Source organism: Caldicellulosiruptor kronotskyensis 2002 (assembly GCF_000166775.1).
Lineage (GTDB): Bacteria > Bacillota > Thermoanaerobacteria > Caldicellulosiruptorales > Caldicellulosiruptoraceae > Caldicellulosiruptor > Caldicellulosiruptor kronotskyensis.
In genome coordinates this window covers 2,648,296-2,674,532 of the sequence record NC_014720.1, presented here as the reverse complement: position 1 = coordinate 2,674,532, position 26,237 = coordinate 2,648,296, and the positions used below count along the sequence as shown (strand labels likewise).

The 26,237-nt window shown below is 33.5% G+C and carries 8 protein-coding genes, 2 pseudogenes and 1 CRISPR repeat array (1 of these 11 running past the window's edge); of the genes and pseudogenes, 4 read left to right on the top strand and 6 right to left on the bottom strand.

The window, feature by feature from the left end; translation table 11 throughout:
* Positions 1–11,006: a CRISPR direct-repeat array (repeat unit 29 nt; unit sequence GTTTTATCTGAACTATGAGGGATGTAAAC) (it extends 572 nt beyond the left edge of the window).
* A 156-nt stretch (positions 11,007–11,162) separates the two neighbouring features.
* Positions 11,163–11,459: pseudogene (locus CALKRO_RS12290) on the top strand (IS21 family transposase); the annotation flags it as partial.
* Positions 11,460–11,596: 137 nt separating this feature from the next.
* Here the strand turns inward: CALKRO_RS12290 and cmr6 are convergent.
* From cmr6 to cas10, 6 genes are read right to left on the bottom strand one after another with little or no spacing between them, the layout of a single operon-like run.
* Positions 11,597–12,658 carry a type III-B CRISPR module RAMP protein Cmr6 gene (gene cmr6, locus CALKRO_RS12285; RefSeq protein WP_013431317.1) on the bottom strand — a complete coding sequence of 354 codons (1,062 nt, stop codon included), beginning with the start codon at positions 12,656–12,658 and terminating at the stop codon, positions 11,597–11,599.
* Positions 12,636–13,013, bottom strand: coding sequence for a type III-B CRISPR module-associated protein Cmr5 (cmr5, locus tag CALKRO_RS12280; RefSeq protein ID WP_013431316.1), 378 nt, complete (start codon positions 13,011–13,013; stop codon positions 12,636–12,638). The genes cmr6 and cmr5 overlap by 23 nt, the downstream gene beginning before the upstream one ends.
* Before the next feature lies 1 nt (position 13,014).
* Positions 13,015–14,121 (bottom strand): type III-B CRISPR module RAMP protein Cmr4, encoded by a 1,107-nt coding sequence (gene cmr4, locus CALKRO_RS12275; protein WP_013431315.1) that lies wholly within the window; start codon positions 14,119–14,121, stop codon positions 13,015–13,017.
* Between the two features lie 34 nt (positions 14,122–14,155).
* Positions 14,156–15,343, bottom strand: coding sequence for a type III-B CRISPR module RAMP protein Cmr1 (gene cmr1, locus CALKRO_RS12270; protein WP_013431314.1), 1,188 nt, complete (start codon positions 15,341–15,343; stop codon positions 14,156–14,158).
* A complete protein-coding gene (cmr3, locus tag CALKRO_RS12265) occupies positions 15,340–16,569 on the bottom strand; it encodes a type III-B CRISPR module-associated protein Cmr3 (protein ID WP_237699096.1) in 1,230 nt (409 codons plus the stop codon). Before cmr3 ends, cmr1 begins: the two co-directional genes overlap by 4 nt.
* A gap of 42 nt (positions 16,570–16,611) precedes the next feature.
* Positions 16,612–19,554 (bottom strand): type III-B CRISPR-associated protein Cas10/Cmr2, encoded by a 2,943-nt coding sequence (cas10, locus tag CALKRO_RS12260; protein WP_148222764.1) that lies wholly within the window; start codon positions 19,552–19,554, stop codon positions 16,612–16,614.
* 122 nt (positions 19,555–19,676) lie between these two features.
* Between cas10 and CALKRO_RS13135 the strand changes: the two are divergent.
* The 3 genes and pseudogenes from CALKRO_RS13135 (at position 19,677) to CALKRO_RS12240 (ending at position 26,134) form a co-directional block, all read left to right on the top strand.
* Positions 19,677–20,650, top strand: a pseudogene (locus tag CALKRO_RS13135) (RNA-guided endonuclease InsQ/TnpB family protein).
* 217 nt (positions 20,651–20,867) lie between these two features.
* On the top strand, positions 20,868–23,921 hold the full coding sequence (locus CALKRO_RS12245) for a hypothetical protein (protein WP_237699095.1): 3,054 nt from the start codon (positions 20,868–20,870) through the stop codon (positions 23,919–23,921).
* Between the two features lie 188 nt (positions 23,922–24,109).
* Positions 24,110–26,134: an SPFH domain-containing protein gene (locus CALKRO_RS12240; protein ID WP_013431310.1), complete on the top strand. Its 2,025-nt coding sequence runs from the start codon at positions 24,110–24,112 to the stop codon at positions 26,132–26,134.
* Positions 26,135–26,237: the final 103 nt, after the last annotated feature.

The following is a 26,237-nucleotide window of genomic DNA, read 5'->3' as shown; positions in this document are numbered from 1 at the left end:
TAATGTTTTACCGGTACCCTGGTTTTATCTGAACTATGAGGGATGTAAACGCAATAAATAATTATGGGTTCAAGGAATAGCAACTGAGTTTTATCTGAACTATGAGGGATGTAAACATATATAAATGATCATCTTATGCTTCAAAGATTGTTAGTTTTATCTGAACTATGAGGGATGTAAACGCTGCATCAGAAGTGTCGACAGTTTTTAAAAATTCAACAGTTTTATCTGAACTATGAGGGATGTAAACGCATTGTTGTTGGGCGACAGGGTTAGCGTTGTAGATAAGTTTTATCTGAACTATGAGGGATGTAAACATTTTGAAGATTTTTATAAGCGTCTGTTTGAATGTAGTTTTATCTGAACTATGAGGGATGTAAACTAATCTTTTGTTAACAGCTCATTTATTTGCTGTTGCACAGTTTTATCTGAACTATGAGGGATGTAAACTTTTTTACATTAGGTGTTTCTAACTGGGATCAGGTAAGTTTTATCTGAACTATGAGGGATGTAAACTTTTTAATTTTTATACTAAAATCTTGAATTTTTATACAAGTTTTATCTGAACTATGAGGGATGTAAACTTTTATACGCGACTTTTTGTTAGAAATGGCTTTTAGTTTTATCTGAACTATGAGGGATGTAAACTCGGTAAAAGGTTCTTGGACTTATGTCGCATTCTTTGTTTTATCTGAACTATGAGGGATGTAAACAAAATTGCTATATGAACGTTTTTAGTGCATTGTTCAAAGTTTTATCTGAACTATGAGGGATGTAAACAGAAGGTGAAGTACAGACAATAACACTTACAAACACTCGTTTTATCTGAACTATGAGGGATGTAAACGCAAAGATGTGAAAATGAACATCTGTCAGTTGGTAAAGTTTTATCTGAACTATGAGGGATGTAAACGAGTTAAGAAATGTTGGTAACAGTAAGGTATGTACATTGTTTTATCTGAACTATGAGGGATGTAAACTACGTCTGGCATGTATTGTTTAATAAACCGTATTGGTTTTATCTGAACTATGAGGGATGTAAACTTCTACACAATCTAAGTATTTTATTTTGTTTTTTGTCGTTTTATCTGAACTATGAGGGATGTAAACGCTAATGCGAAAATAAAATTTGTAGAAGTAATTGCAAGGTTTTATCTGAACTATGAGGGATGTAAACTGTTCTTATTTTGATGCAATTTGATTGGCAGGATTTGTTTTATCTGAACTATGAGGGATGTAAACTACTGTCCCAATAATTCAACAACTTTGTTTCTATCTTTGTTTTATCTGAACTATGAGGGATGTAAACATTGTCATAGTTTTTAATTCAAAATCATATTTGTGAAGTTTTATCTGAACTATGAGGGATGTAAACATGCAATCTTGGGATAAAAGCGATAGTCAATGTATTGGGTTTTATCTGAACTATGAGGGATGTAAACTTTCTATAAATTCTTCAAGTGTCATCTTGAACTCTTTCGTTTTATCTGAACTATGAGGGATGTAAACTCTTGTGTCGGTGGACTTGTATGTATGCTGTTATGGTTTTATCTGAACTATGAGGGATGTAAACGCTTATCAAGATACTTACATTCAAGCAACAAGAAGTGTTTTATCTGAACTATGAGGGATGTAAACAACAACGTTCTCGTAAACACGGCTACTAAATTGAAAAAGTTTTATCTGAACTATGAGGGATGTAAACCACCTGAGAAGCTTGATAACAGTTCATCCCAAACAAGTTTTATCTGAACTATGAGGGATGTAAACCTTTATTAGCACGTCGCGATTTGCCCTTGACTTCAAGTTTTATCTGAACTATGAGGGATGTAAACGCCTATTGAATTTATAGAAAAATTCTGCAAACACTCAGTTTTATCTGAACTATGAGGGATGTAAACATTTTTGGGACAATGATAAACTTGCTTAGTGAAATAAAGTTTTATCTGAACTATGAGGGATGTAAACCTTAAGGAAAGAAAACAGATAATTATAAACGACCTTGTTTTATCTGAACTATGAGGGATGTAAACCCTTTTGCATGAGTTGTTTTATGTGCAAAGTCCGTAAGTTTTATCTGAACTATGAGGGATGTAAACTGGAATCCTGCAACAGAAACTGTAAGAGATAAAGTTAGTTTTATCTGAACTATGAGGGATGTAAACTGGAACTGTCCCAAAAGACCCTGAAGTGTACAAAAGTTTTATCTGAACTATGAGGGATGTAAACCTCTGTTTGCAATATTCAATAAACCCTTCTGCCAAGTTTTATCTGAACTATGAGGGATGTAAACGGTCTACCGCAGCGTTCACACAAACCATGTTTGCTTAGTTTTATCTGAACTATGAGGGATGTAAACGTTTTAAAATGGGCACTTACAAACTTGCAAGTAGAAGGTTTTATCTGAACTATGAGGGATGTAAACGTAGTTTGAAGTAGTCTTTTTTGTGGTCTAACAGATTGTTTTATCTGAACTATGAGGGATGTAAACATAAATCAGAGAGAGAGATGAAAGACTATCCTTAGTTTTATCTGAACTATGAGGGATGTAAACAATAACTTCTTACCTCATATTGTCTTTAAAAGAAGCTGTTTTATCTGAACTATGAGGGATGTAAACAATTATCTGTAAGTGCCACAATTCGCAGGCTTTTGTCTGTTTTATCTGAACTATGAGGGATGTAAACTCAAGTAAGAGTGTCGTCTGTCTCGGCTCAAACCACCAGTTTTATCTGAACTATGAGGGATGTAAACGTCAGAGATGTTGAAGCTCTAAGACAAGACTTTGAAGGTTTTATCTGAACTATGAGGGATGTAAACGTTGTTGCAAAGATTGAAGCTATTTTACCCCAGTTCTGTTTTATCTGAACTATGAGGGATGTAAACTCATAGAAAGCCGGTGTAATGACTTCGGATATTTTAAGTTTTATCTGAACTATGAGGGATGTAAACATTTTTGGGACAATGATAAACTTGCTTAGTGAAATAAAGTTTTATCTGAACTATGAGGGATGTAAATATTGAAGCGGTGATCGATGTAGAAGAACAACACAAGGTTTTATCTGAACTATGAGGGATGTAAACGCAAGAATATATTTTGACAAGCAAAACTCAGCTCCCGGTTTTATCTGAACTATGAGGGATGTAAACCTTTAGTTATTCTTTAATTAGTTTTTAAAAGAGACCTGTTTTATCTGAACTATGAGGGATGTAAACATCAATGAAAATTGGCAGGATTTTTTTCATGTCTTGTTTTATCTGAACTATGAGGGATGTAAACCACTTTGGATGAGGTTGGTAAGGAATTCAATGTGACAGTTTTATCTGAACTATGAGGGATGTAAACGGTTTAAAGTCAATTAATCCTGCTTGTTTTAATCTAGTTTTATCTGAACTATGAGGGATGTAAACCTTGGCTATGACATTGTGGACAAGCAATATGTAATAGTTTTATCTGAACTATGAGGGATGTAAACGGTGAATACGCAGAATTGATACAAAAGGTTCAAGAAGTGTTTTATCTGAACTATGAGGGATGTAAACAATGACCGAATAGCACCGCCTGATGCACCAGAACTAGTTTTATCTGAACTATGAGGGATGTAAACTACCAAACAAGAACTGCTCCTGTATACACTCCAATAAGTTTTATCTGAACTATGAGGGATGTAAACGAAATAATTTCTCATATTTATGTGCTTCACTTCATACTGTTTTATCTGAACTATGAGGGATGTAAACACTTGTAGCGGCGCTATCTTCTTTCGCTTCAACAACTGTTTTATCTGAACTATGAGGGATGTAAACTTATTGTTTGTCCTGTATTTTGTAAATTTGGCTTATTGGTTTTATCTGAACTATGAGGGATGTAAACATCGTTGGGGCGGTTCGGGCTGGAACAAATGGTACGTGTTTTATCTGAACTATGAGGGATGTAAACGTTTCTGGGCAAAACTGAACATTACGAATTCGACATGTTTTATCTGAACTATGAGGGATGTAAACTTTCATGAAAAAATACGACGTAGTTCTACTGGACGAAGTTTTATCTGAACTATGAGGGATGTAAACTGGTTTGCTTTTCAAGAAAGTGAAAATAAAGGGATAGTTTTATCTGAACTATGAGGGATGTAAACGTTTTTGAACAGCCGAGGGTCGAAAACAACATTTCCGTTTTATCTGAACTATGAGGGATGTAAACTTTTTACTAAAGCTGCCTTAATTGCTTTATTTGCAATGGTTTTATCTGAACTATGAGGGATGTAAACTTTTTCTTCAGCTGTCGTTTATAAAAGGCGCTGTCATAGTTTTATCTGAACTATGAGGGATGTAAACAAAGAGAATATAGTGCTCTTGTTACTGTTATTATTGTTTTATCTGAACTATGAGGGATGTAAACAAGAGGGGATTATCATCTCGGCAGTTGACAGCATGGAGTTTTATCTGAACTATGAGGGATGTAAACAGTGAGCTTTACGCAATTGTCGAGGAAATAAAAAGGGTTTTATCTGAACTATGAGGGATGTAAACCTTATTACCAGCTTCACTGTTGCGCCTGTTAAATCCAGGTTTTATCTGAACTATGAGGGATGTAAACAATCTGATTTTAAGCTTAATGTCGTTTTCCTGATATCTAGTTTTATCTGAACTATGAGGGATGTAAACAAAGGAAATGATGAAAAAACTTAAGGAAGGTTTGAAGTTTTATCTGAACTATGAGGGATGTAAACTTCTATCCTTCTACAAGCCATTATCAACGCTTTTTCTTGGTTTTATCTGAACTATGAGGGATGTAAACCTGTATACCCTTTTCAGCGTCCAGTAGATACGTCGTCCAGTTTTATCTGAACTATGAGGGATGTAAACAGTTTAACGCACATCTCATTCACCTTCTCTTCTATGGTTTTATCTGAACTATGAGGGATGTAAACTTCCTCAAGATTCTTTAGCCTCTCCTCATGTATCCCAAGGTTTTATCTGAACTATGAGGGATGTAAACATCATAAAAGGCGTTGAGTTGTTTTATATAGTTCATCGTTTTATCTGAACTATGAGGGATGTAAACACTAAAGAAGGACCCGGTTCTGAAGCAGATAAATGGATGGTTTTATCTGAACTATGAGGGATGTAAACTAGTTGTTGCCTCACCACATATTGGACATGTGGCCTTGTTTTATCTGAACTATGAGGGATGTAAACTTCAATATCATCTCTTGCCTTAATGGCTTCACTGGCCTGTTTTATCTGAACTATGAGGGATGTAAACAAAAAGTATAGAAAGTAGGTGATGTTTTAATGGAAGGTTTTATCTGAACTATGAGGGATGTAAACTACGCATACTTTGAGCCGCAATCGCACAGGGAAGCAGTTTTATCTGAACTATGAGGGATGTAAACTTTAATTACACCTGCGTCTGCGTCTGGTAGCATGTTGTTTTATCTGAACTATGAGGGATGTAAACCTGGATAACACATTTCTATAAGACGGTCATAAGTTCTTGTTTTATCTGAACTATGAGGGATGTAAACGTGTTTGGTATGTATTCATGTGTAAAAGAAGTTTTACTGGTTTTATCTGAACTATGAGGGATGTAAACGCAAGAGGTCCTTGCCTTTACGGCAAACTTAGAAGAGAGTTTTATCTGAACTATGAGGGATGTAAACAAAACAGTCGTGGCAAGTTCTGTTGGTTTGCCACCAGGTTTTATCTGAACTATGAGGGATGTAAACGATACTTCAGTAAAAGTCGGTTTAATATCAAGTGCATAGTTTTATCTGAACTATGAGGGATGTAAACAGGGGAAGAATAATTGAAATTTATGGAGTTGAGGGAGTTTTATCTGAACTATGAGGGATGTAAACACAACTGCTCGACCAATACTAAGTTGTTTTCTTCTTGTTTTATCTGAACTATGAGGGATGTAAACATGCTTTTAAGTCCTTCTTGTTAAGTACCAAAACTGGTTTTATCTGAACTATGAGGGATGTAAACTGATTTTTTGCAACTGTTTCGCCACAGTTAAGCTCTCGTTTTATCTGAACTATGAGGGATGTAAACGATAATATGTCTGGGTATGTTACAGAAAAGAATAGGTGTTTTATCTGAACTATGAGGGATGTAAACATTCTTAATTTTTTCTCATTGCCTGGACCATCCCAGTTTTATCTGAACTATGAGGGATGTAAACTATCTTAAATTTCGTGCTTTGTCAAGCTGTATTACAAGTTTTATCTGAACTATGAGGGATGTAAACTTCCTGCAGTTGAAATTGTCGATACTATCTTACCCCAGTTTTATCTGAACTATGAGGGATGTAAACACAGAGATTGCTGAAATCAATGGGCAGACGTATTAGTTTTATCTGAACTATGAGGGATGTAAACTACAATGCTGGATATTACTATGAAAGCAATAATTTAGTTTTATCTGAACTATGAGGGATGTAAACGAAATCAATTGGTATGTGCGCGGTGATAAAAAGGAAATGTTTTATCTGAACTATGAGGGATGTAAACTGATATTGACAAAGTTCAAAGTCAAGTCCATCATGGTTTTATCTGAACTATGAGGGATGTAAACATCTGTTACCTTCTCCTTGCCCAAGTCATCGATGAGTTTTATCTGAACTATGAGGGATGTAAACGCAGCGGTAAGATTTGTTTCAGTAGAGCCAATGTTGGGAGTTTTATCTGAACTATGAGGGATGTAAACTCTTTAACCCTTGAAAATAGCGCATAATCAACAGCATAGTTTTATCTGAACTATGAGGGATGTAAACCACATAAAAGTAATGTCAATGCCCCAGAAATTGTGAACAGTTTTATCTGAACTATGAGGGATGTAAACGTAGCATTGTTTGAATATTTAATTAAAACCTACACAAAGTTTTATCTGAACTATGAGGGATGTAAACTGTAAGAAACTCTAAGACTTCATCCTGTGAGGCGATGGTTTTATCTGAACTATGAGGGATGTAAACATCAAGGGTGGAATTAGGCAATCGAATACTGTAAAGTTTTATCTGAACTATGAGGGATGTAAACTTATTAGCCCCATCGGTTGATACCCAGCTTGTGTTTCGTTTTATCTGAACTATGAGGGATGTAAACTTATTAACTGGTAATTATGTTATGAAGCTTGTGATAGTTTTATCTGAACTATGAGGGATGTAAACAAGGCATTAAAGAGTATATTGAACAGAAAATTGAACAAGTTTTATCTGAACTATGAGGGATGTAAACTTCAACCACCATATACATTGCTAAAATTTCTTTTTCAGTTTTATCTGAACTATGAGGGATGTAAACGAATTTCAGGCATTGGCTAATATGTTTGGCAAATCTTTGTTTTATCTGAACTATGAGGGATGTAAACATTAGTTCGGCCGAGATTAATATGTTTAATGTTGTTGAGTTTTATCTGAACTATGAGGGATGTAAACAACCTATTGCGATTAATCGAAACTACACGCGCATCATATGTTTTATCTGAACTATGAGGGATGTAAACCTCTAAACAATACTCGTCTGCATTTGTTATTGAGTTTGTTTTATCTGAACTATGAGGGATGTAAACAATTAATAAAATTGAATATATTGATAGTATTAAAAAAGTTTTATCTGAACTATGAGGGATGTAAACATTTTGAGTGGAACGAAAAAATAGATAATTATATTCAAGTTTTATCTGAACTATGAGGGATGTAAACCTTGCAGATTATATGAACTTAAGAGGGCTAAAAGATGGTTTTATCTGAACTATGAGGGATGTAAACGTCTCTTATTCGCCACCCTTTTTCTTTTATTTTAAGTGTTTTATCTGAACTATGAGGGATGTAAACCTCGTTGACGTCTTTATAATCAATAGGTATTTCAAGAGTTTTATCTGAACTATGAGGGATGTAAACTGTTGAAATTGTCTAATTAATGTATAAAAACTACCTGGTTTTATCTGAACTATGAGGGATGTAAACGATGTTTTTTTACTTTTTCAACATCCGCCTCTGGAATGTTTTATCTGAACTATGAGGGATGTAAACCTATCATTGAGGGTATAAATTTCTGCGTTATATAGTTTGTTTTATCTGAACTATGAGGGATGTAAACCATCTAATCAAAAGATTTACAAAATTATGAGGTGAAGTTTTATCTGAACTATGAGGGATGTAAACTGTTTATCTACTAATTTAAACATTGCAAGCGAGGAAATGTTTTATCTGAACTATGAGGGATGTAAACGACATAAAAATGATACCCTATTCCAGCCCAGCCTTGGTTTTATCTGAACTATGAGGGATGTAAACTTTTTCTTCAGCTGTCGTTTATAAAAGGCGCTGTCATAGTTTTATCTGAACTATGAGGGATGTAAACGCCAGACAAATCAAGTGTTTTAAGAATTTAAAATTTGTTTTATCTGAACTATGAGGGATGTAAACCCTTTTTTGTTACAATCAAGGGTTTTTCAATCTCTTGGTTTTATCTGAACTATGAGGGATGTAAACTCTGTCTACATACTTCCCTGCAGCGTCTGAAGTGTCGGTTTTATCTGAACTATGAGGGATGTAAACATGCACTGCTCCTCAACGCAACACCTCGCCATTGCCAGTTTTATCTGAACTATGAGGGATGTAAACTTCAATAGGCCCTTCTTCGTTTATGCGTTCCTGAAGGTTTTATCTGAACTATGAGGGATGTAAACCATGGACAACCAGCACCAATGTAACAAAGCAGCAATGGTTTTATCTGAACTATGAGGGATGTAAACATATTGTTGTACGAAATCGACCGAGGATAGAGCAATGGTTTTATCTGAACTATGAGGGATGTAAACTATCGGAAATATGGACAAGGTTATCAGTAGCTATAAAGTTTTATCTGAACTATGAGGGATGTAAACGAAATAATGCGAGAGCTTTTAATATAGCTGGTACTGTGTTTTATCTGAACTATGAGGGATGTAAACCTTATTAGATTGCCTTGTTTATCAAGGGATATATCAAGTTTTATCTGAACTATGAGGGATGTAAACTTTGAAGCTCTTTCTTGAGCAGGGGCTTGGCGAGATAGTTTTATCTGAACTATGAGGGATGTAAACGCATGTCAATGTTAAATTCACTTTTTTCCTCATGCTGAACAGTTTTATCTGAACTATGAGGGATGTAAACCATATGTTTTAGATGGCTCTTTTACACTGCTGCGTTGTTTTATCTGAACTATGAGGGATGTAAACACGGTTGCATACGTGAGAGTCGTCTCACTTACAACCGTTTTATCTGAACTATGAGGGATGTAAACAACTACGTGAACATTTTCGTTGATGCATTTTGGGAAGGTTTTATCTGAACTATGAGGGATGTAAACTTTATTTCTCTCTTCATCTTTTCACCTCGCCTTGTTGTTTTATCTGAACTATGAGGGATGTAAACGATACCGCTTCATCAATATATTCTTTTACAACGATGTTTTATCTGAACTATGAGGGATGTAAACAGCTGAGATAATTTTTTTAGTAACACTGAAAGTCTTTGTTTTATCTGAACTATGAGGGATGTAAACGCTGGGGCATTCTCAAATCTCAATTACGATGGATTTATGTTTTATCTGAACTATGAGGGATGTAAACATGTTATAAGTCCTTGTATCAAAGAGTCTTCTATATCGGTTTTATCTGAACTATGAGGGATGTAAACCAGCACCATTTTGGCTATGATTTATAAAAACAATAGAGTTTTATCTGAACTATGAGGGATGTAAACGTCAAAAGAACAACCCTTCCACTTACCACTTCGTCCTGTTTTATCTGAACTATGAGGGATGTAAACTGAATACAGTATTTTTTTGTCTTCTATGAACTTTTGGTTTTATCTGAACTATGAGGGATGTAAACCTCAGGATCAAGATACTTAGGGAAACAAGTATGTGAGTTTTATCTGAACTATGAGGGATGTATACATTTTTTGATTACATTCATTTTTCAATTATAGTGTCGTTTTATCTGAACTATGAGGGATGTAAACTGTCTTACGTAATTCACTTAAATATTCTTCAATCTTGTTTTATCTGAACTATGAGGGATGTAAACAAAGCTTGTTCTTGCAGACTCTCAAAATATCGCTGTCGGTTTTATCTGAACTATGAGGGATGTAAACCTTAAAATCAATGTCGAACAAAAACTGACTCTGACAGAGTTTTATCTGAACTATGAGGGATGTAAACTGGCCAAGACATTTACTTTGACATGCAAATAACTAACGAAGAGTTTTATCTGAACTATGAGGGATGTAAACTCAAAAAGTCTACTTGTTTTTGCAATGTTTCGATTTGCGTTTTATCTGAACTATGAGGGATGTAAACCTGCTAAAGCTGCTGTATCTTCATCTGCTTCTTTTGATGTTTTATCTGAACTATGAGGGATGTAAACTGGTGGAAGATTATGAGAGAGCTACATATAGAGAAGGTTTTATCTGAACTATGAGGGATGTAAACTGAAGGCAGAATCACAATTGAGGAGGCTAGGAAATTGTTTTATCTGAACTATGAGGGATGTAAACGATGATATTTCAACACAGACAGCACCTGAAGATACGTTTTATCTGAACTATGAGGGATGTAAACATGCTTTTAAGTCCTTCTTGTTAAGTACCAAAACTGGTTTTATCTGAACTATGAGGGATGTAAACAAATAATTGTTCGTCATAATAATTCAAACCTAATAAGTTTTATCTGAACTATGAGGGATGTAAACCATCAAGCGAACAATACAAATCTGGATGATAAGGATTGTTTTATCTGAACTATGAGGGATGTAAACTGTGAATGCGTCAAAAATTGTTGTTTTTCCTGTTGCGTTTTATCTGAACTATGAGGGATGTAAACTGCTATGCCCTGAATAGCTACGCCTTTGCTGAACTAGTTTTATCTGAACTATGAGGGATGTAAACAATGATATACTTCATTTGCATACCTACCGCAAACTTCGGTTTTATCTGAACTATGAGGGATGTAAACTCGTTACCTGTAAACTTTACCTGCCCTGTTGCTTTAGGTTTTATCTGAACTATGAGTGTTAATAATAAAATAAAAATGTACTGAAAGTGGAGTATAAGAATGTACAAAATTGAACATTGATATGATATCCTTTCTCATAGTGAGGAGGGATATCAAATGCAGAACTTAACAGCACATTTAAACATGATAAGGGCGATGAAAATGAAACCTAACTTTTCAGACCTTGCAAGAATATATGGGATGGATATAAGAACAGTTAAAAAATATTATGAGGGTTATGAAGGAAAACCTAAGAATAGAAATAAACCAAGTAAATGGGACAAATACTATGATGAGATAAAATCAAAGCTTGCTATCAAAGGAGTTACAGTCAAGGGTGTTTATGAGTATTTTAAATCAAAAGATGAGACAATAGGAACATACTCAAACTTCAATAAGTATGTCAAGAAAAAATTAAATCACAAAAAAAGCAAATAAAAGATTACTTATGTTTTAAACAAAAGTTATATATTTATGATACCTCAAAATTTATCAATGAATAAAACTATAGGGTGAGGAAGTTGTAGTAGTAATTTCCTCACCCCTTTGCTTTAAATGGAATTGCCTTGTTCATTTAAAATTTCAAATAAACCATAACCTAACCGTGTTTTTGCGCCTATGCCATAAAAGCTTAAAGAGGTTTTTATGGTGTTTCTAAGAATTTCAAAATTATTTTTTTCTAATAATTGGATTAGCTCAGAATATATGCTTCCTGTCCCAAAAGATTTTACTAACTTCTCAGAACGATGTTGGTCATAAAATACAGTGAATTTAAATTCGATTCCTGGTTTTACTGCTAAGAAGTAAACAGGTTGTGGATTATACCAATCCCCAGCTGGTATATCTTTGGGATTACTATAATAGTCAGGGTAATGAGAATTTATTATGTCTAATTCGAATATATGGGCTAATCCCGATAGATTTTGAGGATATGCATCTAAAAATGTGAATAAGCCTTCAAAATTCTTTGTCCCAAATATGAATTTATATAGTAAAATTCTTTTATCAATATCACTAAGTTCTAATAGTTTATTGTTTTCAAAATAAATATCTTCATCGTACAATTTCTGGAAAATATATCTTGCTACTTCATCAATTGCGTCTTGAGAAATTTCTTTTTGAGATTCTTTTTTATCATAATTATTTAATATTAACGAAACTATTTCCCAGAATGCAGCAGCCCTACATCCGCCTTTGACTGCAGAAGATGGTATATAAGGAATTCCCCAAATATAATCAAGAGTTAAGGATGTTTCGAAAACATGCTCAGATCCCAAACCTACAACCAGTCTTGATATGTTTTTCAGATTAATATCAATAACCTTTAAAAAGTGATTAGCAAGCAAGTATTCTTCAATACTCTTCAATTTGTAATTTATTTGATTTTGAATAAAAGATAATTTTTCCTTTGCTTTGCTAATAGAAATTGATTGTAAGTATTCTTTTTTGTTTTTTTGATTTATAAGATCAAAATTTTTATTTTTGCATATCTCAATAGAAACACCTTTTGAAAAAGCAAGTGAAAAGTTATCACATTCTGCTATGGCTAAATTTGACTGCCAATTTGCTTGTTGATTACCTTTCGGATTTTTACTCTTCTGTTGTTTTCTCATCTTTTATTTCCACCTCAACAATTCTTTTTAACCAGTCAGCAAGTTTAAGAACTTCAGAGGTTTTAAAAAGAAGCTTTTCATAGTCTACATCATTAGTTAAATATTCAATTAAATCAATATTTTGTCGCTTATAAGAAAACCAACTATTTATTATATTATAAACATCTTCATTAGTTTTTTTATAAAATACCATGGTAGCCAAAAGACCATTATTAGTTATCATGGCTGGAAGTCGCCTTATGTCAGATTTAAACCTTGAAAGTTTATCACTTTGACTTTCTACATTTTTTTTATAAGTTGAAATTTCATTAAAACAAAACTGAGCTATTTCTTGTTCTATGCTTTTTATACTCATTTTAGCTCTCTGCCTCCTGCTTATCTTTGGAGTTTGAAAACAGTATTGATGTAGTTTTTACCTTTACAAAACCTCTTCCAAGAGTTGAATCTGCACCAAGTTGAAGAAGTCCATTATCAAGTAGTTTCTCAAGTTGATTGATAACATCTTTAGAAGACAAATACCTGTTCTCTGTTTTATTAGCTCCATTTTCACTTTTTTCTCCAGCTGCTTCTTTTAATATATTTAACTTTTCAGAGGAAACAGAATTACCCAATTTTTCCCAATCAATAAAAGAAGATGTCAATATGTTATATAAATCATTATCAATACCGAAAAACGGGTCAGTTGTAAAAACAAATCCGTAAAAAATACTCTCTGAAGGCAAAAGTTCTTCGGTAAATAGTGCTTTATCCTCAACAACACCTGTTGTTTGGTCTATTCTTATTCGAGTTCTAATTTCAACAGCATATTTAACAAAAACTGAAAAAATATCATCTGGGACTATTGCTAATCTCTTTTCAAGTTCTTCTGTAAGTATATTTGTTGGAAGGATATCTTTATAAAAGTTAATAATTACAGTATCACTTTTAACTTCTGATGAGAATTCAAATTCTTCCAGCATTACTTTTTCTGAAGTATTCTTTATATAGGCACTGCTGTCAAGCAACACCACTTTGTTTTGAGATATAGGAGTTTCTATATAAGTAATCCAGTTAATTATTGCATTTAACACGTCATGATTATTACATAAAATACCTGCACCTTCTATTTCTTGGATAAATCTTTTTATGACAAATGGGCAAGTTATCCAAGCAAAGATGCCTTTTGCTGAACGAACAGGGTAAAAAAGTATTTTTGCATCAGTAAAGCTTATACAAGATGAAACTAAATTGTCAGGAGATTCATCTGCTTCAGAACCAAAAATATATAAAAGTTTTGTTTTACTCCATCCGCTTCTCAAAGCCCTATCTCTGGCAACACCTTTGATACTGCTTGACCAGATAACAGGGAAATCTGTGTGTTTTTCTCTTTGAATTGGCAGGTCTACGTATGATATACTCTGTCCAGAACCCATATGTAGAGGAGTCTCACAATAATATGTGGTCAAGATTACATCTTTAAACATATTATCACTCCTTTGATATTATTCTTTATTAAACCTAAATATTATCAATTATTCCATAACTTTTTAACGTATTAATAAAAGTATCTATAGCGTTCCAATTATTTGTTAAACATTTTATTTTATTTTGTTGGATTTTTAAGTTTATTTCCATGTTATTTGGTAAAAAATCAGACTTCATTACTACAAACAAACATTCGACGCTGTTTAAAGAATTTGACAATATTTTGAACCACAAAGGTGATGCCCGTCTACTATTAGTGTCTTTTTTATTATTAGTGTCTTTTTTATTGTCATACGCGTTTACAAAATAATTGCTTTCCCCAATTCTAAAAGTCAAAGGCAAACCAAACACTGCCCTTTCAATTATTATTCCCTTATTTGCTGCAAACGTAGGATTTCTAATTGCAGAAATTAAATTTTCATAATCAGGCAGATAATAGCTTCTAAATCCCATAAGTAAACAGCCCATAAACGACAATGCTTTTAAAGGGTTATCCAAATGAAAATCTGATGTTTTTAAATTCGGTATATATTTGTTGCTTTTTCTATTTTCATATATTTTAGCAACCCATTTATTATAGGAATTTTCTAAGTTGTCTTTTTTTAGATAATATATTTCAACACTATTGTTAAACAAACAAGGAATGCACTCCCTTTCTTTTGAAAACAAAGTACTTTTTATCACATTAAGATTATTATTAAACCAATCTTTTAATGAAGGTTGAGGAGTAAACTGGAGAAAATCAAATATTGAATCAGCACCTTCTATTTTGGTAATTTTTACAGAACCAAAACCTCTTCTTGATCTTGCACCAAAATTACCAAGGTTTACAGCAAGCCAAACACTACAAAAGAACTTTTTTATATCATCTTCTGTTGCTAAAGGTGAAAAACGAAAGATTAACTTAAACTGTTGACCAGGTGGGAAAAAAGAATTTTCTCGACCTGATCTTTCTAAAAAATTACTCAGATAATAAAAGCCTTTTTTCAATTCAGCAGAAGATTCTTCAACAACTATTATCTGCACAAGTCCTTTTCTGGCATTATTTCCTCCCAAACCAAATATTCTTTTTTCATCTTCTAAATCTCCTCCTCCTCCAATTCGAAACCAATACCTAAAAAGCCCGTTAAAAGACTGACTTCTTAATTCTAAATTTTTTGGTTTGCTCCCACCCATAAAAAGAGGAGTTACAACCTCACAGTAAAAGGTATATTCCCTCATTTTTTCGTTTTCTCCTTTCTAATCAGCACAAGATTTGAACCAATAAAGCTATTTTTTGACAAAGATGAAGTATTTTCTGATGAAATTTCAATATCTTTTTCAGCAACTGCCCAGATTACTGTGCCAGCTGGAATTGCTTTTGAGAAAAATCTTGTAATTTTTGATGAATATAGTGTTACATTGAGGCAACTGTTCATTGTCATGCTTGTAGTTCTAAAGCCACATTTGTTGAGCAAATCTGGCAAAAAGTTATCAAATACTCCCTGTGTGAGAAATAAAATTTGAACTTTTTCGCCTTTTTCTATTTTTATAATTTTCTCAGGCAATATTGATAAACTATTATTTTCAAACTTTAAAAATCCAACAAAGGTATTTTCAATTTCAAGAAGCTCTTTTATTTCATCAAAAAATGAAACTTCTTCAATCTTGTAAAATACTATTTTTGACTCACCGCCAACTTTTAGCACACGTGGTTGTTTTTCAAAGATAGCCTTTATTTGGTCATATCCTATATTTGCTTTTTTGATATTTTCATCTTCAAGATTAAATTCTACCCACACAACAAACGAGAACTCTTCTGCAGGCTCAATTTTGAGTTTTTTAAAAGATATTCTGTAAACTCCGCTTTCTTTTTCAACAGTTCCCTGTTTATAATTCATTTTTATACCAATTCGCTCATCGTTTTGACATATCTCATCAAGCTTAATAATGTTTCTTTTATTTTCAGTGTCATTATGCGTATCTGAAAGTTTATTTTCTAACGAACCGTCTAACCAATGTTTTAAATATTTTATTGAAATAAATCCTGTGAAAGGTTCAATTTCAGTTTCATCCTTAGTGTAAACACAAAATGTAGAGATTGTATTTGGCTTATTAGTATTTTGAGGAGAAAATAGCTTCAATGCTTGATTTTCTAATGGGTTTAATATGCAGAAAAAATTAGAATTATCTTCTTTTCTGGTAGTATATATATTTGAAGGTATAGAAAAAAATATGGTTTCCTCCTTGGATGTTACTGAAAGCTTTTTTACAAAAGGGCCATATATAAATTTTATCGCCTTTGAAGAGTCTATCTTGAAAAAAGTTGTAAGTTTTCTTGATATTGCTCCAGCAAAGGTATGCGAAAACGGGGGAAAGATAGAACTTGCATCATCTCCCCTGTTAAAAGGTTTTCCACTTCCAAAAAACAGGACATCAAAGGGTTTAAATTCAAATTTTAGCATCATTTTTTGAACCACCTCAAATATAATTATTAGGCCTTTATGTTTTTATAAATTAAGATCACTTTTGCCAGTCAGAAATTTTGCTAAAGGGAAAAGATAGCCAAACATTAAGATATTTTGTGTTTTAAACGTCTTACAATTATCAAAAGTATTGCCATTTTCAGTTACATATTCTCTAAAATAATATATTATATCTTCTATATTTAAGACAGAGTTTTCATATTTTTTCTTTCTTGTCCACAACCTTTTTATTTCCAATTCTAAAACATTTACCACTTGTTTTAAAACATATTCCTGTTCAATATCTAATAGTTGATTCATAGCCTCAACAATTTGGTTGCAAAATACTTTTGGGATTGAACCATTTTGAAGGTCAAATGCAATTTTATTTATAAATTCAACAAAATTCCACTTGCTGCCACATTCTCTGATTTCGCCAGAGTGGGTTATAAGCTGAACACAAAAAGCATTTCTGCCAAGTTTATTTTTTGCCTTTTTTTCTGCACTTCTTACTGCTTTTAAAGCAAGAGATAAAGGATATTTATGATGAGCTATAACAATTCCTGCACTCATTGTAGCCCGAGAGTTTACTGTTTTTTTGTATTGTTCTTGAAGCTCATATGCACAATTTAAAACAGTGTTTACAGGAAGCAAGGCTAAAACGTCATCGCCACCCGCATATATCAATTTTCCAAAATATTTTTCTTCAACAATTCTTCTGACGTCATGCAGAGCAAAATTACACAATCTACTGCTTAACATTTGATGGTATGTAGGTGTAACAGGATGTGTTTTATCACAGAGGCTTTTGAGCTTCTCTTTTTCAGTCTCGTTTGAATTTTTCAACAATTCATCATATACCTTAGGGTGAATAGTTTCACTAATTGTGGGGAATTTAATTTCATCTTTTTCAGTTTTTCCAAATCCTCTAATCCATTTGCCCATATGGTCGCCATCCATTTGCAAAATTGCAAAGTATCTTGAGAAATTTAAGTTTGCACTTTTCAAAAAACTTCTTATATTCTCAAGAATGCTTTCATCGATATTTTCAATTCCAAATTCATTCTTAAGATACTCTTTTGAGTAACTTTCTTCCATAAGCCACTGACCGTCAATGGAACAAAAGTATTGATATTTATCACCAGAAAATTTTTTCAAGGCAGGTACTGTTTCAGATAAAGAAAGTTTTTTGCCACTTGCTTCAATTGACTTTTTAAATTTGTTATATTTCTCTACAAATTCTTCAATAAATTTTTGATTACTTTTTAACAGCTCTACCTTGACTGGTATAGAAGCAATTTCTGAAGTAGATGGAAATGACAAAATTTGAAAGCCAAATTCTTTCTCAAGCAGTTTTGGGAAAAGTCTTTTAAATAAACATACCCCACAAAGCCTTTCGTTTTGTCTCAAAAGACCAGGGCTTTTTTCTCTTAGTTTGTGCCAGTATAGTTTATTTTTTTCTTCATCCTTAGCTAAAAAGACTATTTCATTTTCACCACACAAATGACATTTTTCTCTATTATAATAGGGTATAAATTGAATGTCTCGAATACTTTTTCTTGCTCCTAAAAGTTTTTCTAAAAGATCAAGTAATAATGGATAAGCCCTACCTATGCCAGCATTAGATGGATCAATCTCTTCCCCACTTTTAAGACCTTGGTTTACTCTAATTATTTCTTCTATTAAATTTCGAATTTCGCTTTCTTTAAATAAAATTTTATGTTCATAAAATACACTTTTGCAGTTTAGTCCACCAGGAATCGTGCCACTATTTTGCAAATTACATTCATTGGTAGTCCAGGGTAATATTGCATAGTAAATTTGGAAGTATGATATTAATTGAGATTCTATTTCATTTTGAAGAGAAGGATTTATTTCTTCTCCTTCTAAATATTGTTCTTTAATAATATTCACAATTTCCATGGCAAAATTTTTAAGTACATTTTCAAGAGCGCTATTGCATTCCTTAACTATTGTTTTTTTGCTATAGGGTATAATTGCTAAAAATCGATTCGGAATATTTGCAATTAACAATTTCTCGTTGTCTTCGTTTTCTAAATTGCAACATTTTTCTTTAATAAACTTAATAAACTTTTCAACATGGTTATTTTCATCTTTTGCATAGGAAAAAGTTTTATAAATCCACCTTTCAATTAAAGGTTGCCCTCTCAAATTAGGATAAATTACAACATCAGGTCCCAGCTTATCTATCAGAGGCTCTAAGCACTTATATGTAAGGTAAGAAAGAATGTAACTTCCTGCCCATAAATCTTGAGTTTTACGTGCTGTTGAAATAAAGCTTTGAACAGGACCAATAGTGAAAAGTAAAAATGCTGGGATACTACCCACTAATTTCTCTGAGGAAACTTTATCAACATCTATAATGGCTGTGGTGATTGCACTTGTTTGAACTAAGTGGTTGTAAATTGAATGAGAAGGTATTCTACTGTCTGCTGGATGGATATTTACCCATTTGAATAAATCGGGAACATACTGCCAGAGTATTAAAAAGGCTGTTTTTGCTTTTTCCTCATCATTACAAGTTACTACAGAGCAAAAATTTCCCAATAATTTGAAAAATTCTTCAAGTTCTTGATGCTTATTTTCAAAATCTTTACAAATCACATTTTCTTCAAGCTTTTCTATATAAATATCTCGAAAACAAATATCTTTATGGTCTCTAATTTTTTCTGTTTTACTTTTAAGTTTTTCACTTAATACTTCATTCATCGGGTAAGAAATTCTGTCTGCAATTTTAATGATTGGTAATAATTCCTTTGTACATTCTCCAGGAAGAATGTAATTGAGAAATTTTTCTGCTACTATTTCGTGAATTGCTTCTTTGTGATTTCTGTTTTTTGGACACTCAAAATTATCTATCTTGAGCTTGGTTTTAGTGCTTAAATCATTTTTATCAAAGTTAAGCACCCACTGTTTATTAATGGGGTCATGTAAAAAAGCTTTCAACTTTAATTTCCATATACTCACCTTAATCACCTTTCATGTTTTAGATAGATTCCGACATGCTTGAGCAAACAATGAAATTTTTTGTATAATTATATCATATATGCAAAGTAAATCAATATAAATTTTTTATCAGGTGATTTCTAATGTACAAAACACAGAAGAATCATATAAGGTGTAATAAACAAACATACGAACTTTTGCGTCTGTTGTGTCACTTTTCTAAAAACTTGTACAACTATTCTTTGTATCGTGTAAGACAACAGTATTTCAAAACTCAGGAATATCTGCCATATGAGAGTGTATATCATTTTGTAAAGGAAAATATAAATTACAAACTTTTGCCTTTCTCAGGTTGCCCAGCAAACACTTATTTCAGTGGATGAAGCCTTTAAGTCTTTTCTAAATCTTTTGAAAGTCAAAAAAGATGGAAAAGTAGATGAAAAAGTTTCAGTACCGAAATACCTGCCAAAGGATGGGATGTACTAGATTGTTTTTCCGAAAGACCAGTCTAAAATAGAAGACAAAAAAGTACGAGTAAGCCTTAGCAGAGGTTTTGCAAAAGAGTTTGGGGTAAGGTACCTGTATTTTAGCCTGCCAGCAACTGTTTCAGGTAAGAAGATAAAGGAAGTCAGGATAGTGCCAAGGCCTGGTGGCAGGTGGTTTGAGATTGAGTGTGTTTGACAACTTTTTGAATCAAGATGCGAGTTTAATAATCAAGCACTGTTTGAACAATCAAATATCTGCATTAGTTGTTTGGGAAATGAAAGGTATAAAGCAGGAGATAGAGCTTGGGGTTGTAAACAATCAAAATTTTGTGGGGGATACCATATGACAAGTTCAAAAGGAAGCTAAAATCAAAGTGCATGTATTATGGTATAAGGTATGTGGAAGTAGATGAAAGTTTCACATCGCATAGATGTAGTAGGTGTGGACATGTTAGCAAAAATAGCAGGAAATACAGGGGATTGTATGTATGCAGAAAGTGTGGGTATGGAGTAAATGCGGATATAAATGGAGCGATAAACATACTTGTGAAGGTATAAGGTAGAGTCTGCGAAGAAGCAGATAACCCAGTAGTGGGTGTGTGAACCACCCTGTGAGAATAAGGGTAGCTTAAGCTGCTGTCCAACTTCTCACAAAGCCTCCACCTCTTCAGGTAGACAGTAGTTTACTTTGGGTAAATATATTATATCCACATTGGCATAACGAGAAAGGAGAGAAAGTGTATAGCAATGAAAAAAACTTTGTTTACACATAGGTTATTAATTTTCTTTGTTTCCCTAATATTAGTTATAGTACTAATTATACCCTTATTACAATGGATAACAAAGCCAGTGAAAGAGCTTGATGTATGGATTATTGACAAAACTGTTCCAAAGACAGATTATCGTGAACATGGAGGACTTTTTTGGATTTTTAATTTTGAAAAAATCAAGAATTCGAATAATCAAAAATATGATTTAAAACAAGATTATTTTGGTTTTAAGCCCAGTGGAAATGGTTATAGCATAAGAAATATCAATGTGAAAGATTTAGAAAAGGATTTTCCAGATTTGATTTATATCACAGATGCATATGGTGTGTACAAAGATGATTTAAAAAAAGACTCAAAGTTAAATACAAAGTCTGAACTTGTGTATGGCAAGGTTACAAAGGATGACCTTTTATATATAAATGCAAGTCTCAAAAATAATATTTTGATTGGTGAATTCAATATATTACAGCATCCAACAGAAAAAGCTGTATCTGAAAATCTTCAAAAGCTTTTTGGAATAAAATGGACTGGATGGTATGGTAGGTATTATTCAAACCTTGAAAGAGGTGTGGAGGTTCCATATTTTCTTATAAAAACTTTTGAGGAAAAATACAAAACAAAGTGGAATTTTAAAGGTGCAGGAATTATTATTTTATCTGAGGCAGGAGACATTCTGGTTTTGGAAAAAGGGAAAGACTTTTCAAAAAAGCCTATAGCAGTAGAATTCAATAAAGATTATAAAAATTATTATAATGCTTATGACAATGTTGGATTTTATTACTGGTTTGAGATTATAGAGGATAAAGGAGCGCAGAAAATAGCAAATTTTAAGTTCAATCTATCTGAAAAAGGAAAAGATAAGTTGAAAAAATATAATATACCACAAATATTTCCAGCAATTCTAAAATATAAATCTGTTGATTACACTTCATATTATTTTGCAGGTGATTTTGCTGATTTTCCTGCAAAAAGTGGTTTTTATTTTTATAGCATAGCTGATAGATTGCATCAAATCTTTACATTTGAAAAAAGTGGGTTTCAGGATGCCTTCTACTGGAAGGTATATGTTCCTGTTATGAAAAAGATTTTGTCAGAAGCACACCAAAAAAGATTAGTTAAAAAAGATGTTTATGAAAGTGTAGAAATTGAAGATGGTATAACTTTAAAATCTAAAATACAAGGTAAACAACTTTTTGTGTTTACCAAAAATGGATGGGAAAAGTTTTTTATAAAAGGCGTTAATCTGGGCTTAGCTCTTCCAGGCAAATACTTTACCCAAATGCCAGACGACCCGAACATATATTTTAAATGGTTCAAGATGATATCAGATATGAATGCAAATGTAGTAAGGCTTTATACGCTTGCACCCCCAGAATTCTATCAGGCTTTAAAGATTTTTAATCTTACAAGTTCAAAAAAATTATATCTTGTTCAAGAGATTTGGCCAGATGAACAAGTGCCAGACAAAAACTATTTGAACAAGTCGTATACAGAAGAATTTAAAAAAGAGATAGAGTATGTGATTGATGCACTGCACGGCAAGGCTGACATTCCGAAGAGAATGGGTAGAGTATATGGTAAGTACAATTTTGACGTTTCGATGTACACAATTGCAATACTTATCGGACGAGAGCTTGAGCCGGATGAAGTCATAACAACAGATGTCAAAAACAATATAAAAGAATATAAAGGAAAATATGTAAAAGTTAAAGGAAGTCCATCAGAAGTGTGGCTTGGTATGTGCTGTGACTATGCTCTTGAGTATGAAACAAAAAGGTATTCAATGCAACATCCGGTTGGGATAGTTTCATGGCCAACTCTTGACCCGATTTCCCACCCCTCAGAATTTAACGCTCAGGGGAGAAAGGATTTAGAATACAATGACAAAGCACAGATACAGATTGATAATTTTGATATTGGTACAAAAAACAGAGCAGGTATATTTATAGCTTATCATATATATCCTAACTATCCGGATTTTATGAATAATGAAGAAAAATATAAGCTTTATAAAGATGAACAAGGTGAATTTTTATATGGTGGTTATCTAAAGGAACTTAAAGAAGCACACAAAAAGTTTCCAATACTTGTTGCAGAGTTTGGGCTATCTACATCTGTAGGAATTGCTCATAAAAATCCAAACGGATATCATCACGGTGGAATTGATGAAAAGACACAAGGTTACGGAATTGTAAGAATGATGAAAGCAATAAAAAAAGAAGGATACATGGGTGGGATTATTTTTGAATGGATGGATGAATGGGCAAAAAAGACATGGATCACAGAACCGTTCATGATTCCATATGAAAGACATGTTCTTTGGCACAACAGGCTTGACCCTGAGCAAAACTACGGTATTTTGGCAAACGAGGCTCTGCCCCCAGACCAAAAACAAGAAGTTTCAGGAAGCAAAAAAATAAAGGATATAGAGATATCTTCAAATGCTGAATATTTGTATTTAACAATTAATTTATCTGAAGAATTGTCAAAAGAAACTGAGCTTTTAATAGGTATTGACACATATGATAGAAAAAGAGGAGAGTTTATAATTCCAAGAGATAAAAAAATTGTTTTGCCAACAGGGATAGAGTTTTTACTGAGAGCAAAAAAGGACCAAGCAAAGCTTCAGGTAATCCCGAGCTACAATTGGACAAAAGGCAGATATAGCTCAGAAAAATCTATTTCTGGCAGATTCGAGGATATTATCTTTGAGATAAACAAAGAAAGAGTTACTCAGGATGGAAAGAAAATCCCTGCTATATTCCACAATTTTAGTATTCTTCCCAAAGGCAAGTTTGATGATTCAAGAAATACATGGTATATAGAGAAGAATAAAGTTTATGTGCGAATACCATGGGGGCTTTTGAATGTATCTGACCCATCAAGCAAAACTGTACTGGACGATAACAGATTAGTTTTACAGCCAGAAAGGGATATGCTAAAAACAACAAAAACAGATAGCTTTATATTTTATTTTGCTTTGTTACAAAATGGCAAATTGTCAGATATTGTTCTGAGGAATAATGGCAGGTTAATAGAACATAAGCTAAGAACATGGGAAGATATAACTTTTAAAGAAAGACTCAAAAAAAGTTACTATATAATCCAAAAATTTTTCGCAACATTTGAATAAAAATTAGCGTTATTATAAATAGAGACAGGAAACAATTTTAGTTACAGGATTGTAAAACAAAAATTAAATATGGTATTATTATAAGGTAACTAATGCAATACAAACATTAAATGTAATATTAAGTCGAACTTTGTCGAAAAATGAAGGAAGATGTGAAAAAATAAAATGAGAGAGGTGTTGTAATTAGGATGATTGAAATTTTAATTATGCTTGGTATTTTGCTGGTAGCAGTTTATCTACTTTTAAAGCTCATAGGTCTTCGAGTGATTCCGAATGACAAAGTGGGTATTGTCGAAAAATGGTGGTCTTTCAAAGGTTCACTGGATGAACAGATTATAGCGCTACATGGCGAAGCAGGCTTTCAGCCAGAGGTTTTAAGAGGTGGTATTCATTTTAGGACACCGCTTATGTACAAAGTTCATATTGTTCCGCTTGTTACAATTCCGCAGGGTCAAATTGGTTATGTGTTTGCAAGAGATGGGAAACCGCTCGAGCCTACTCAGACGCTCGGCAGAGTTGTTCCAGAGTGCAATAATTTCCAAGATGTACGTGCATTTTTAGAAAATGGAGGACAAAGAGGACCTCAAAGGGCAATATTGAGAGAAGGAACATATGCTTTTAACCTTGCTCAGTTTATAGTCATCACAGAAGATAAGATTTACTATCTCCCGATGGGCAACAAAGAGGAAAAAGAGATGATAGAGAAGATGGTCCAGACTTTAAAATCACGAAATGCATTCAGGCCGATTGTAATAACAGAGGACAAGGTTGGGATTGTAACTGTACACGACGGACCATCACTTCCAAGTGGTGATATTGTCGCACCGACGGTTGGCGATGACCCATCTGACCCTGAGACTTATCACAACAACTTCCAGGACCCTGAAAAGTTTTTAAAAGCAGGGGGATTTCGTGGAAGACAGCTTCAGGTTCTTGTTGAGGGGACATACTTTATAAACCGCCTGTTTGCAACAGTTGAGCTGATAGACAAAACGGTAATTGAAGTTGGATATGTAGGAGTTGTTGTATCATATGTTGGTCCAAAAGGGCAGGATACATCTGGTGAGGACTACAAACATGGTGAGCTTGTTGAAAAAGGATACAGAGGTGTTTGGAAAGATCCTCTGATGCCTGGAAAATACGCATTTAACACCTACGCTGGCAAAATTGTAAAGGTTCCCACTACAAACATAATTCTAAAATGGATAAGTAACCAGACAGGTACGCACCGCTATGACGAAAACCTCAAAGAAGTAAGTTTAATCACAAAAGATGCGTTTGAACCGTCGCTACCATTGGCAGTTGTTCTACACATAGACTACAGGAAAGCTCCTTTGGTTGTCCAGAGATTTGGAGATTTGAAGATGCTTGTTGAACAGACTCTTGACCCGATGGTATCTGCATACTTTAAAAATATAGGGCAGAAAAAGACCCTCATTGAGCTCATTCAGCAAAGAGATGAGATTCAAAAGATAGCATCAGCTGAGATGAAAGAGAGATTTGCTCATTACAACTTAGAGCTTGAAGAGGTTTTGATAGGAACACCAATGTCATCTCCAAACGACAACAAGATAGACGCAATTTTAGAGCAGCTTCGCGACAGGCAAATTGCTCTTGAGCAGATAGAGACGTACTCACGCCAGCAAAAAGCAGCTGAAAAAGAAAGAGAGCTCAGAGAGGCAGAAGCTCGGGCTGCCCAGCAAAAACTTTTGACAGAGTCTGAGATAAATATTCAGATTCAGACAAACCAAGGAAAGGCAGAATATCAGAGGTCACTTCAAGAAGCTCAAAAGATAAAAGCCTTGGCTGAGGCAGAAGCAGAAAAAGAAGCACGAATTGGTATTGGTCGGGCAATTGCAATAGAAGAACAGGTAAAGGCATATGGTGGACCTCAGTATCAAGTTCTGCAGGATGTCATGGGCAAGTTTACTCAGGCTTTAGAGAAAACTGGTATTGATATAGTTCCTGAGACAGTTGTTTCAATGGGTGAAAAATCATCTTCAGTTTCATTTAATGCGTTTGAAATGCTACTCACTTTGCTTTTGACAAAAGAACTTGGTGTTGAATTCAAGGCAAAAGAGACAGAGGATGAGAATGTCAAAAAGATAAAGCAGGAAATACTAAATTCAATCCTTCTTGCAAAAGAAGATGAAAAAGAAGAGAAAACTGAACAGGTTTCTCAGGGGCTACAGCAGCAAAGTAATGTATCTTAAGCTTTAAGATTTTGCATACATGGTTTATGAAAAGTGCGGCTCTGGGGAAGGAATTTTACAAAATATGCCAGAGCCGCTTTGCTTTTCAGAAAAAGCCACTACA

Coding starts and splice junctions, on each gene's coding strand:
- cmr1 (WP_013431314.1), bottom strand. CDS start 15,343: ATGAGGGAATATACCTTTTACTGTGAGGTTGTAACTCCTCTTTTTATG.
- CALKRO_RS12240 (WP_013431310.1), top strand. CDS start 24,110: ATGATTGAAATTTTAATTATGCTTGGTATTTTGCTGGTAGCAGTTTAT.
- cmr4 (WP_013431315.1), bottom strand. CDS start 14,121: ATGTTTAAAGATGTAATCTTGACCACATATTATTGTGAGACTCCTCTA.
- cmr5 (WP_013431316.1), bottom strand. CDS start 13,013: ATGAGTATAAAAAGCATAGAACAAGAAATAGCTCAGTTTTGTTTTAAT.
- cmr3 (WP_237699096.1), bottom strand. CDS start 16,569: ATGATGCTAAAATTTGAATTTAAACCCTTTGATGTCCTGTTTTTTGGA.
- cmr6 (WP_013431317.1), bottom strand. CDS start 12,658: ATGAGAAAACAACAGAAGAGTAAAAATCCGAAAGGTAATCAACAAGCA.